Genomic DNA, 12,052 nt, shown 5'->3' with positions numbered 1-12,052 from the left:
CGCAACAGAGAGTTTCGCGGTGGGCACAGACCGCCGCACAAGGAGATAGCATGATCGTTCGTCCTGTACGCAGCAGCGATTTACCCGCGCTGATCGAGTTGGCCCGCAGTACCGGCACCACCGGGCTGACCACGCTACCCGCCAACGAGGAGCGCCTCGGCCACCGTGTCGGCTGGGCCGAGAAGAGCTTCCGCGGCGAAGCCGAGCGCGGCGACACCGACTACCTGTTCGTGCTGGAGAACGACGAAGGCCTGGTGGTCGGCATCAGCGCCATCGCCGGCGCCGTCGGCCTGCGCGAGCCTTGGTACAACTACCGGGTCGGCCTGACCGTCAGCGCGTCCCAGGAGCTGAACATCTACCGCGAGATCCCCACGCTGTTCCTGGCCAACGACCTGACCGGCAACTCCGAGCTGTGTTCGTTGTTCCTGCGCAGCGACCACCGCAGCGGCCTCAATGGTCGCTTGCTGTCCCGGGCGCGCATGCTGTTCATCGCCGAGTTCCCGGAGCTGTTCGGCAACAAGATCATCGCCGAGATGCGCGGCATGTCCGACGAGCAGGGGCGTTCGCCGTTCTGGGAGAGCCTGGGGCGGCACTTCTTCAAGATGGAGTTCAGCCAGGCCGACTACCTGACCGGCGTGGGCAACAAATCGTTCATCGCCGAGCTGATGCCCAAGTTCCCGCTGTACACCTGCTTCTTGTCGGAGGCCGCGCGCAATGTCATCGGTCGCGTGCACACCGACACCGAGCCCGCGCTGGCCATGCTCAAGCGTGAGGGCTTCAACTACCAGGGTTACGTCGACATCTTCGACGCCGGTCCCGCCATCGAGTGCGAGACTTCGAAGATCCGCGCCGTGCGCGACAGCCAGACCTTGGTGCTGGCCGTGGGCACGCCGGGCGATGACGCTACCCCTTACATCATCCATAACCGCAAGCGCGAAGACTGCCGCATCACTGCGGCGCCTGCGCGCCTGGCGGCCGGTACCCTGGTGGTCGATCCGCAGACCGCCAAGCGCCTGCGCCTGGGCGCCGGCGACAACGTGCGCGCGGTACCGCTGTCCGCCGCTCGGGAGGCTCAGTAAATGACCACGCATTACATCGCGGGCCAGTGGTTGGCCGGCCAGGGCGAAGCCTTGCAGTCGTTGAATCCGGTCACCCAGGCGGTGGTCTGGGAAGGGCAGGGCGCCGATGCCGGCCAGGTTGACGCCGCCGTGCAGGCCGCTCGCAAGGCGTTTCCGGGCTGGGCATCGCTGAGCCTGGAAGCACGCATCGACGTGCTGGAGAAGTTCGCCGGGCAGTTGAAGCAGCACGCCGAGGCGCTGGCCCACTGCATTGGCGAGGAAACCGGCAAGCCCCTGTGGGAGTCGGCCACCGAAGTCACCAGCATGATCAACAAGGTGGCGATCTCCGTGCAGAGCTACCGCGAGCGCACGGGAGAGAAAAGCGGCCCGCTGGCCGACGCCACCGCGGTGCTGCGGCACAAGCCCCATGGCGTGGTGGCGGTGTTCGGGCCGTACAATTTCCCGGGTCACCTGCCCAACGGCCATATCGTGCCGGCCCTGCTGGCGGGCAACTGCGTGGTGTTCAAGCCCAGCGAGCTGACGCCGAAGGTCGCCGAGCTGACCGTCAACTGCTGGATTGCCGCCGGCCTGCCGGCCGGTGTGCTCAACCTGGTCCAGGGGGCGCGTGAGGCCGGCGTGGCGCTGGCTGCCAACCCAGGCATCGACGGGCTGTTCTTCACCGGCTCCAGCCGTACCGGCAACCTGCTGCACCAGCAGTTCGCCGGACGTCCCGACAAGATCCTCGCGCTGGAAATGGGCGGCAACAACCCATTGCTGGTCGACGAGGTCAAGGATCTGGATGCCGCGGTCTACACCATCATCCAGTCGGCCTTCATCTCCGCCGGCCAGCGCTGCACTTGTGCCCGCCGCCTGCTGGTGCCGCAGGGTGCTTGGGGCGATGCGCTGATCCAGCGCCTGGTCGAAGTCAGCCGCGGTATCAGCGTCGGCGCCTTCGACCAGCAGCCTGCGCCGTTCATGGGCTCGGTGATCTCGCTGCAGGCGGCTCGCGCGTTGCTTGCCGCCCAAGCCGAACTGCTCGGCAAAGGTGGCGTGGCGTTGCTGGAAATGACCCAGCCCCAAAGTGACGCAGCCCTGCTTACTCCAGGCATCATCGACGTGACGGCCGTGGCCGAGCGTGCGGATGAGGAATTCTTCGGCCCGTTGCTGCAGGTGATCCGCTACGCCGACTTCGACGCGGCGATCGAGGAGGCCAACAACACCCAGTACGGCCTGGCCGCCGGCCTGCTGTCGGACTCCAACGCTCGCTACCAGCACTTCTGGCTGCGCAGCCGCGCCGGCATCGTCAACTGGAACAAGCAACTGACCGGCGCCGCCAGCAGCGCGCCATTCGGTGGCGTCGGCGCCAGTGGCAACCATCGCGCCAGCGCCTACTACGCGGCAGACTACTGCGCCTATCCCGTGGCTTCGCTGGAGACCGCAAGCCTTGCACTGCCGGCGACCCTGACGCCGGGCGTCACCCTATAACAACAGGTCTCGGAGCCTAGCCGATGAAATCCTTTGAAGTGAATTTTGATGGCCTGGTGGGGCCGACCCATAACTACGGCGGCCTGTCCTACGGCAACGTGGCCTCGCAGAGCAACAGCCAGCAGGGCTCCAATCCGCGTGAAGCCGCGCGCCAGGGCCTGGCGAAGATGAAGGCGCTGATGGACATGGGCTTCAAGCAGGGCGTGCTGGCGCCGCAGGAACGCCCGGATGTCGCCGCGCTGCGTCGCCTGGGCTTCACCGGCAGCGATGCCGAGGTGATCCAGCGCGCGTCGAAGGACGCGATGCCGCTGCTGGTGGCCAGCTGCTCGGCCTCGAGCATGTGGGTGGCCAACGCCGCCACCGTCAGCCCCAGTGCCGACACCGCGGACGGTCGTGTGCATTTCACCGCCGCCAACCTCAACTGCAAGTACCACCGCAGCATCGAGCATCCGACCACCAGCCGTGTGCTCGGTGCGATGTTCAGCGATGACAAGTTCTTCGCCCACCATGAAGCGCTGCCGGCCGTGGCGCAGTTCGGTGACGAAGGCGCGGCCAACCACACGCGTTTCTGCCGTGCCTATGGCGATGCGGGCGTCGAGTTCTTCGTCTACGGACGCAGCGCGTTCGACAGTCGCTACCCCGCGCCGCAGAAGTATCCGGCGCGTCAGACGCTGGAGGCTTCGCAGGCCGTGGCCCGGCTGCATGGCCTGAGCGACGCTGGCGTGGTCTACGCTCAACAGAACCCGGCGGTGATCGATCAGGGCGTGTTCCACAACGACGTGATCTCGGTGGGCAACGGCGAGGTGCTGTTCTATCACGAGGACGCCTTCCTCGAGACCGACGCGGTGCTCGGCCAGCTGCAGGCTAAACTGGCCGGCAAGGGCGGCAACTTCCAGGGTATCTGCGTGCCGCGTTCGGCGGTGACGGTGGAGGACGCGGTGCGCTCCTACCTGTTCAATAGCCAGTTGCTCAGCCGCGAAGACGGTTCGATGCTGCTGGTGGTGCCCGAGGAGTGCCGCAATAACGAGCGTGTCTGGACGTACCTGAGCCAACTGACCAGCCAGGGCGGCCCAGTGAAGGAGGTCAAGGTGTTCGACCTCAAGCAGAGCATGCAGAACGGCGGTGGCCCGGCTTGCCTGCGCCTGCGCGTGGCGCTGAAAGAATCGGAACTGGCGGCGGTCAATCCAGGCGTTATCATGACCGCCCCGCTGTACGACACCCTGGTGCAGTGGGTCGACAAGCACTACCGCGATCGCCTCGGCGAGGCGGACCTGGCCGACCCGCAGCTGCTGGTGGAATGCCGCACGGCCCTGGATGAGCTGACCCAGATCCTCAAGCTGGGCTCGGTGTATCCGTTCCAACGCCAACCTTGATAGAGAGAAATTGCAATGTCCGACGCCCTGCGCCTGATCCTGGAAGATGAAGACGGCACCCAGCTGGAAACCTCCTGCACCCGTTTTGCCGTGGTCTGGCAAGGCAAGGAAGTGTGGATCCAGCAGGATGGCCGTGGCCAGTTGCTGATCGGTGTCGATGTCGAGGAAGACGACACCGAGTACGCCAATCTGCTGCTGCGCCCGATGGCCACCAACCTGGTCAGCCTGCAGCTGGAAATGGAGCCGGCGGACGCTGGTGACGACGACCACGTCCACGGCCCGGACTGCGGCCACCACCACTAAGGAAGCGCCTATGCTCGCCCTCGGCAAACTGCTTGAGCTGACCCTGACCGATCACGAACCGGCCGAGAAGACCCAAGTGACCCCCGGGGGCGTGCGTTTGCGCTGGCTGGGGGAGGGCGCATTGGAAGTGCGCCCGCCCGAGGGTGAGGATTGCGGGCTCGACCTGCTGCTGTCGGCGGGTATCCATGGCAACGAGACGGCGCCGATAGAGCTGCTCGAACGGCTGCTGCACGGTGTGGCCAACGGCAAGATCAAGCCGCGTGCGCGGGTGCTGTTCCTGTTCGGCAACCCCGCGGCGATCCGCAAGGGCGAGCGCTTCATCGAGCAGGACATCAACCGCCTGTTCAATGGCCGCCACGAACTTTCCAGTGGCTTCGAGGCGCTGCGCGCCGCGGAGCTCGAGCAGTTCGCCCGGGTGTTTTTCAGCAAGCCCGAGCGCACCCGTCTGCACTACGACCTGCATACCGCCATTCGGGGATCGAAGATCGAGCAGTTCGCGCTCTATCCGTTCAAGGACGGGCGCAAACACTCCCGGCGCGAGCTGGCCCGTCTGGCGGCGGCTGGCATGGAGGCGGTCCTGCTGCAGAGCAAGTCATCGATCACCTTCAGCGCGTTCACCTACGAGCAGCTCGATGCCGAGGCCTTCACCCTGGAGCTTGGCAAGGCACGCCCATTCGGGCAGAACGAGCAGGTCAATCTCGACAAGCTCGAGCAGCGGCTGATCCAGATCATCGAGCACACCGAGCCCGATACCGAGCAGAGCCTCGATGGCCTGAAACTGTTCAGCGTTTCCCGCGAGATCATCAAGCACAGCGACAGCTTCCACCTGCACCTGCCGGCGGATATCGAGAACTTCTCCGAGCTGAGCAAGGGCTACCTGCTGGCCGAGGACCTGGCCGAGACGCGTTGGATCGTCGAGGAGGAGGGCGCGCGGATCATCTTCCCCAACCCCAAGGTCAAGAACGGCCTCAGGGCGGGGATACTCATCGTGCCGGATGCAGGGCAGAAGCTGGCCTGAGATGCCGGACACAACTGTGTTCAAGCTCCCTCAATAGACATTGCGCCGAGGCAGGCCCAATTCGCGGCGCAGTGCATTCTCGTTGAATGGATCCGGGTTGGTGTTGTTCGCTGGCGTGCTCGGATCGCCGTCGAAATCGAAGCTGTCCGGCGTCGGCAAGCCCGTTACCTGGTTCTCATGATCTGGTAGAACCGTGCCATTGACGCTGTTCCAGGCGTGGCATAGCTCGTGATAGAGGATGACCACTGCGGGCGTGTCGGTTTTCCGGGCAAGGGGATTGAACCCGATGCGGCCTTCAAGCACCTTGTCTCCATGCTGCGAATGGCGGATCGCGGGATCGCCCTGTGAAGGCTCGCCCCTGAAGTAACCATTATCCAGTTCGGGGATGTTCTCGATGGTGATACGGGCGTTGCTGGCGTCCAGGCTTTCCAACATGGCGCGGCCAGTGGCGGTGGCGACCAGCAATGCGAGGTTGAAGGCCACCAGTTCACGGTAAGAAGCGTCGCCGCTAACCAGAATGGACTGGTAGCCTGGGTGAGCGCGTACCGGAGAAGATGGCCCCGTACTTGGTGCAATCGAGGTGATCCTGGTTTGCGGGTTGCTGTAGACGTGGTCTCGGTCGGGAATGCATTCGACGTGATTGCTGCCTATCGTCGCGTCTATCACCGCAGTGCCCAGTGCCTTGACGGTGTCGCTTCCCGTTCCTGTGAAAATCGTGGCGTGCTGCATGTCCGTGATCAGCACGTCATCGCCTGCGCCGCCATAGACCGTCGCCTGACCGCCGCCTCTGAGTTCTACGTGGTCGTCTCCAGTGCCCGCGTTGACAACCACATTGCCTGGGCCGGGCGAGTGTCCCTGGATGATGTCATTGCCCGCCCCTGTTTCGATGACGACCAGGCCGTCATGCTCGGAGAGGATCTCGACACTGTCTGCACCATCGCCGGTGGCGATGTGCAGGGCATCCTTTTCGGCCATCGCAATGAAGTACCAGGTGCCAGCTGTCCTCAAGCGTGCGCCGTGCTGGTCACGTTGGACATGCAACTGCACGCCATGTTGCTTGGCAGTGCCGCGTAATATCGCACCTTGGGCGGTCGTGGCGGAGGGCATGACTTCCAGGTGGAGGTTTGCATCGCTGTAGGGTAGGGCGTGACTGTCGTGGAGGTCGGTTGGGGACGTGCCCTTGAGCACTTCTTTCAGGGTAAGCATGTTCGCTCCGATGGTTGGGATGAACGGAGCATTCTCGGCACTGCATCGCCCGTCCTGTGGTATTTAGAGCTACCTTGCGACCCCATTTTGGGAGTTGTCCCGCTGCTTTTAACTGTATAGCCTGCGCCCATGATCACTGAAATGAAGGTCATTTCATCCCGATTGACCGTTTCTCCCCCATAAACACACTGCATCCGCCTCTCAGGCTGGATATAATGGCGCCCTTTGCCGTCGTTTCGTCGATTCGACGTATGGCCGCCGTTTCCGTGGAAGAACCTATGAAAAGCGCAGAAATCCGTGAAGCCTTCCTCCGCTTCTTCGAAGAGCAGGGGCACACTCGTGTTGCCTCCAGCTCCCTGATCCCGGGCAATGACCCGACCCTGCTGTTCACCAACGCCGGCATGAACCAGTTCAAGGACTGCTTCCTCGGCCAGGAAAAGCGCGCCTATACCCGCGCCGTGAGCAGCCAGAAGTGCGTGCGCGCCGGCGGCAAGCACAACGACCTGGAAAACGTCGGCTACACCGCCCGTCACCACACCTTCTTCGAGATGCTGGGCAACTTCAGTTTCGGCGACTATTTCAAGCGTGATGCCATCACCTTCGCCTGGACCTTCCTGACTTCGGACCAGTGGCTGAACCTGCCGAAGGAAAAGCTGTGGGTCACCGTCTACGCCAGTGACGACGAAGCCTACGACATCTGGACCAAGGAAGTTGGCGTGCCCGCCGAGCGTATGGTGCGCATCGGTGACAACAAGGGCGCCCCGTACGCCTCCGACAACTTCTGGACCATGGGCGACACCGGCCCGTGCGGCCCGTGCACCGAGATCTTCTACGACCATGGCGCCGACATCTGGGGCGGCCCACCCGGCTCGCCGGAAGAGGACGGCGACCGCTACATCGAGATCTGGAACAACGTCTTCATGCAGTTCAACCGCACCGCCGATGGCGTCCTGCACCCGCTGCCGGCGCCGTCGGTGGACACCGGCATGGGCCTGGAGCGCATCAGTGCGGTGATGCAGCACGTGCACTCGAACTACGAGATCGACCTGTTCCAGAGCCTGCTGGCCGCCGCCGCCAAGGCCATCGGTTGCAGCAACGACGAGCAGCCGTCGCTGAAAGTGGTCGCCGACCACATCCGTTCCTGCGGCTTCCTGATCGCCGACGGCGTGCTGCCGTCCAACGAAGGCCGTGGCTACGTGCTGCGTCGCATCATTCGTCGCGCCTGCCGTCACGGCAACAAGCTGGGCGCCAAGGGCAGCTTCTTCCACAAGATCGTCGCCGCGCTGGTGGCCGAGATGGGCGAAGCCTTCCCGGAACTGAAAAGTCAGCAGGCGCATATCGAGCGCGTGCTCAAGACCGAGGAAGAGCAGTTCGCCAAGACCCTCGAGCAGGGCCTGCGCATTCTCGAGCAGGATCTGGCGCAACTGCAGGGCAAGGTCGTCCCGGGCGACGTGGTGTTCAAGCTGTACGACACCTACGGCTTCCCCATGGACCTGACCGCCGACATCGCCCGCGAGCGCGAGCTGACCATCGACGAAGCCGGTTTCGAGCGCGAGATGGAGGCCCAGCGTGAGCGTGCCCGCTCCGCCAGCGCCTTCGGCATGGACTACAACAGCCTGGTCAAGGTCGACACCGCCACCGACTTCCTCGGCTACGACGCCACCGAAGGCCAGGGCAAGATCATCGCCCTGTACAAGGACGGCCAGGCCGTCGAGCAGCTGGCTGAGGGCGAGGAGGGCGTCGTGGTCCTCGATCGCACCCCGTTCTACGCCGAGTCCGGTGGCCAGGTCGGTGACACCGGCTACCTGCAGGCCGGCGCCGTGCGCTTCGACGTGCGTGACACCACCAAGACCGGCGGTGCCTTCCTGCACCACGGCGTGGTCGCCAGCGGCGCGCTGACTGTCGGCGCCACGGTCGACGCCCGCGTCGATGCCGAGGTGCAGCACGCCACCTCGCTGAACCACTCCGCCACCCACCTGCTGCACGAAGCCCTGCGCCAGGTGCTGGGCGAGCACGTGCAGCAGAAGGGCTCGCTGGTCGACAGCCAGCGCCTGCGTTTCGACTTCAGCCACTTCGAGGCGGTCAAACCGGAGCAGATCAAGGCCCTGGAAGACATCGTCAACCGCGAAGTGCGCCGCAACACCGAGGTGCAGACCGAGCTGACCGACATCGAAACCGCCAAGGCCAAAGGCGCCATGGCGTTGTTCGGTGAGAAGTATGGCGACACCGTGCGCGTGCTGAGCATGGGCGGTGACTTCTCCGTCGAGCTGTGCGGCGGCATTCATGCCAAGCGCACCGGCGACATCAGCCTGTTCAAGATCATCAGCGAAGGCGGCGTGGCCTCTGGCGTGCGCCGTATCGAAGCGATCACCGGGGCCGCCGCGCTGGCCTACCTGAACGCTGCCGAAGAGCAGGTCAAGGAAGCCGCGCAACTGGTCAAGGGCAATCGCGACAACCTGATCGACAAGCTGTCGGCTGTGCTCGAGCGCAACCGCCAGCTGGAAAAGCAGCTGGAACAGCTGCAGGCCAAGGCCGCCAGCGCCGCCGGGGACGATCTCTCCAACGCGGCCGTTGAGGTCAAGGGTGCCAAGGTGCTCGCCGCCCGCCTGGATGGGCAGGATGGCAAGGCGCTGCTGGCGCTCGTCGATCAACTGAAGAACAAGCTCGGCCACGCAGTGATCCTGCTGGGCAGCGAGCATGAGGGCAAGGTCGTGCTGGTGGCTGGCGTGACCAAGGACCTCTCCGGCCAACTCAAGGCTGGCGATCTGATGAAACAAGCCGCTGCGGCGGTCGGTGGCAAGGGCGGTGGTCGCCCTGACATGGCCCAGGGCGGTGGCGTCGACGTCGCTGCTCTGGACAAGGCCCTGGCCCTGGCAGTGCCGTTCGCCGAGCAGGGACTTTGAGATGAGGGGGCCGGTCGTCTAGTGGCCGGCCTCTTCATGTTGGATTGTTTTTTGGGGCCCTTGAGGGCTGAGGCACCTTTGAAATGGCGTTGATCGTACAGAAATTTGGCGGCACCTCTGTCGGTTCCATCGAGCGGATCGAGCAGGTTGCCGACAAGGTCAAGAAATTCCGCGAGCAGGGTACCGACCTGGTGGTCGTGCTGTCGGCGATGAGCGGGGAAACCAATCGCCTGATCGACCTGGCGAAGCAGATCACCGACAAGCCCGAACCCCGTGAGCTGGACGTGATCGTTTCGACTGGCGAGCAGGTCACCATCGCCCTGTTGTCCATGGCCTTGATGAAGCGCGGCGTGCCGGCGGTGTCCTACACCGGCAACCAGGTGCGCATCCTCACCGACAGCGCGCACAACAAGGCGCGCATTCTGCAAATCGACGACCAGAAGATCCGCGCCGACCTCAAGGCCGGTCGGGTCGTGGTGGTCGCCGGTTTCCAGGGGGTCGATGAGCACGGCAATATCACCACCCTCGGCCGTGGTGGCTCCGACACCACCGGCGTAGCCCTGGCGGCGGCGCTGAAGGCCGACGAGTGCCAGATCTACACCGATGTCGATGGCGTCTACACCACCGACCCGCGGGTCGTGCCCCAGGCCCAGCGCCTGGAGAAGATCACCTTCGAGGAGATGCTGGAAATGGCCAGCCTCGGTTCCAAGGTGCTGCAGATCCGTTCGGTGGAGTTCGCCGGCAAGTACAACGTCCCGCTGCGCGTGCTGCACAGCTTCAAGGAGGGTCCGGGTACCCTCATTACCATCGATGAAGAGGAATCCATGGAACAGCCGATCATTTCCGGTATCGCCTTCAACCGTGATGAGGCCAAGCTGACCATTCGCGGCGTGCCGGATACCCCGGGCGTCGCGTTCAAGATCCTCGGCCCGATCAGCGCTGCGAACATCGAAGTCGACATGATCGTGCAGAACGTCTCGCACGATAACACCACCGACTTCACCTTCACCGTGCACCGCAACGAGTACGAGAAGGCGTTGAGCGTGCTGGAGAACACCGCCCGCGAAATCGGCGCGCGTGAAGTGATCGGCGACACCAAGATCGCCAAGGTGTCGATCGTCGGCGTCGGCATGCGCTCCCACGCGGGCGTTGCCAGCCGCATGTTCGAAGCCCTGGCCAAGGAGAGCATCAACATCCAGATGATCTCCACCTCCGAGATCAAGGTCTCGGTGGTGATCGAGGAGAAGTATCTAGAGCTGGCCGTACGTGCGCTGCACACCGCGTTCGAGCTCGACGCACCTGCCCGACAGGGTGAGTGACACGCTGCCTGGAGGGGCGCGGCTTGCCGCGCCCTTCGCGTTTCTGGTCGCCGCGGCTGTCCCTGTCCAGGCAGCCGTGGTGGTCGATCCGGGCCAATGCCGTCGTCCCCGGCCAGGCCCTGCTTATCAAAGACTGTTGTCCCTGAAGATTCATGTGAGGAGAAAACTATGCTGATTCTGACTCGTCGGTGCGCCGAGAGCCTGATCATTGGTGACGGTGAGATCACCGTGACGGTCCTGGGTGTCAAAGGCAACCAGGTGCGTATAGGCGTGAGCGCGCCGAAGGAAGTGGCTGTTCACCGCGAGGAAATCTACCTGCGGATCAAGAAAGAGAAGGACGAGGAGCCAAGCCTTTAATTTTTTTGAAGTTTTTTTCAAAAAAAGGGTTGCAAACGAGGAAGGGTGTGTTTAATATTCGCCTCGTGTTGCGGTGAGGTGGCCGAGTGGCCGAAGGCGCTCCCCTGCTAAGGGAGTATACCTCATAAGGGTATCGGGGGTTCGAATCCCCCCTTCACCGCCATTATTTGCCTAGAGCGCTTCGTGCGATCTGAATGGCACAGCAAGACACGGACTCATAGCTCAGCTGGATAGAGTACTCGGCTACGAACCGAGCGGTCGGAGGTTCGAATCCTCCTGAGTCCGCCACTTTTGAAGTGGCTTTGCCTGCAAGGCTGCTTCAATCAACCAGTGGTAACCTGGTCTAAAACTACCCCACGGACTCATAGCTCAGCTGGATAGAGTACTCGGCTACGAACCGAGCGGTCGGAGGTTCGAATCCTCCTGAGTCCGCCACTTCTGAAGTGGCTTTGCCTGCAAGGCTGCTTCGATCAACCAGTGGTAACCTGGTCTAAAACTACCCCACGGACTCATAGCTCAGCTGGATAGAGTACTCGGCTACGAACCGAGCGGTCGGAGGTTCGAATCCTCCTGAGTCCGCCACTTTTGAAGTGGCTTTGCCTACAAGGCTGCTTCGATCAACCAGTGGTAACCTGGTCTAAAACTACCCCACGGACTCATAGCTCAGCTGGATAGAGTACTCGGCTACGAACCGAGCGGTCGGAGGTTCGAATCCTCCTGAGTCCGCCACACAAGAAAAGCCCGCTTATATAAGCGGGCTTTTTTTTTCCTGATTTTTATTGGTCCCGCCTGACTGATTTGTCGATTGGCGCCGGCTAGACTCAAATCGATCGAGTGGTCAGGGGCGTATGCAATGTGCTTTTCGAAGTGGTTGTGTCGTCGCACTGTCGGCTTCGAGCGTTGTCATAGCTTTATCGCGCAAACGATTGTTCTGGCCAAAAATTTAAGCGATCCGACAGCTAACTCAGTGTATGATTGCGCCCGTCAGCCCCGCCGGGGCTTGTGGAATCCCACCATGGACTTACCCAGT

9 protein-coding genes and 5 tRNA genes are annotated in these 12,052 nt (G+C 63.1%); 13 read left to right on the top strand and 1 reads right to left on the bottom strand.

The features are described from left to right. The first annotated feature begins 50 nt into the window (after window positions 1-50). The 5 genes from astA to astE are packed head-to-tail and all read left to right on the top strand — an operon-like array spanning window position 51 to window position 5,237. Window positions 51-1,079, top strand: coding sequence for an arginine N-succinyltransferase (astA, locus tag ACYUME_RS18805; RefSeq protein ID WP_279888273.1), 1,029 nt, complete (start codon window positions 51-53; stop codon window positions 1,077-1,079). After that, window positions 1,080-2,543, top strand: coding sequence for a succinylglutamate-semialdehyde dehydrogenase (astD, locus tag ACYUME_RS18800; protein ID WP_460416259.1), 1,464 nt, complete (start codon window positions 1,080-1,082; stop codon window positions 2,541-2,543). It abuts the gene before it with no gap. Between the two features lie 23 nt (window positions 2,544-2,566). Continuing rightward, the gene (gene astB / locus ACYUME_RS18795; protein WP_460416257.1) at window positions 2,567-3,916 is read left to right on the top strand and encodes an N-succinylarginine dihydrolase; all 1,350 of its coding nucleotides are present in this window, start codon (window positions 2,567-2,569) and stop codon (window positions 3,914-3,916) included. Between the two features lie 15 nt (window positions 3,917-3,931). Next, window positions 3,932-4,219: a topoisomerase II gene (locus tag ACYUME_RS18790; RefSeq protein ID WP_134690889.1), complete on the top strand. Its 288-nt coding sequence runs from the start codon at window positions 3,932-3,934 to the stop codon at window positions 4,217-4,219. A 10-nt stretch (window positions 4,220-4,229) separates the two neighbouring features. Further along, window positions 4,230-5,237 (top strand): succinylglutamate desuccinylase, encoded by a 1,008-nt coding sequence (gene astE, locus ACYUME_RS18785; RefSeq protein WP_460416255.1) that lies wholly within the window; start codon window positions 4,230-4,232, stop codon window positions 5,235-5,237. A 30-nt stretch (window positions 5,238-5,267) separates the two neighbouring features. Here the strand turns inward: astE and ACYUME_RS18780 are convergent, their stop codons facing one another. Continuing rightward, window positions 5,268-6,443 (bottom strand): M91 family zinc metallopeptidase, encoded by a 1,176-nt coding sequence (locus tag ACYUME_RS18780; protein ID WP_460416253.1) that lies wholly within the window; start codon window positions 6,441-6,443, stop codon window positions 5,268-5,270. A 278-nt stretch (window positions 6,444-6,721) separates the two neighbouring features. Between ACYUME_RS18780 and alaS the strand changes: the two genes are divergently transcribed. From alaS to ACYUME_RS18740, 8 genes are all read left to right on the top strand, one after another. After that, entirely contained in the window at window positions 6,722-9,346 is a 2,625-nt protein-coding gene (alaS, locus tag ACYUME_RS18775) for an alanine--tRNA ligase (protein WP_460416251.1), read from the top strand. 83 nt (window positions 9,347-9,429) lie between these two features. Next, entirely contained in the window at window positions 9,430-10,665 is a 1,236-nt protein-coding gene (locus tag ACYUME_RS18770) for an aspartate kinase (protein WP_028691060.1), read from the top strand. A 168-nt stretch (window positions 10,666-10,833) separates the two neighbouring features. Next, window positions 10,834-11,022, top strand: a complete 189-nt coding sequence (csrA, locus tag ACYUME_RS18765) for a carbon storage regulator CsrA (RefSeq protein WP_003254503.1) — start codon at window positions 10,834-10,836, stop codon at window positions 11,020-11,022. Window positions 11,023-11,094: 72 nt separating this feature from the next. Continuing rightward, window positions 11,095-11,185: transfer RNA gene (locus ACYUME_RS18760), tRNA-Ser, on the top strand. 48 nt (window positions 11,186-11,233) lie between these two features. Then, window positions 11,234-11,310 (top strand) — tRNA-Arg (locus ACYUME_RS18755). 70 nt (window positions 11,311-11,380) lie between these two features. After that, window positions 11,381-11,457 (top strand) — tRNA-Arg (locus tag ACYUME_RS18750). A 70-nt stretch (window positions 11,458-11,527) separates the two neighbouring features. Further along, window positions 11,528-11,604, top strand: a tRNA-Arg gene (locus ACYUME_RS18745). A 70-nt stretch (window positions 11,605-11,674) separates the two neighbouring features. Beyond that, window positions 11,675-11,751, top strand: a tRNA-Arg gene (locus tag ACYUME_RS18740). The last annotated feature ends 301 nt before the right edge of the window (window positions 11,752-12,052 follow it).

This window comes from Pseudomonas sp. microsymbiont 2, from assembly GCF_054788395.1.
The sequence above is the reverse complement of the archived record's forward strand: the minus strand, read 5'-3'. Positions and strand labels throughout refer to the sequence as shown.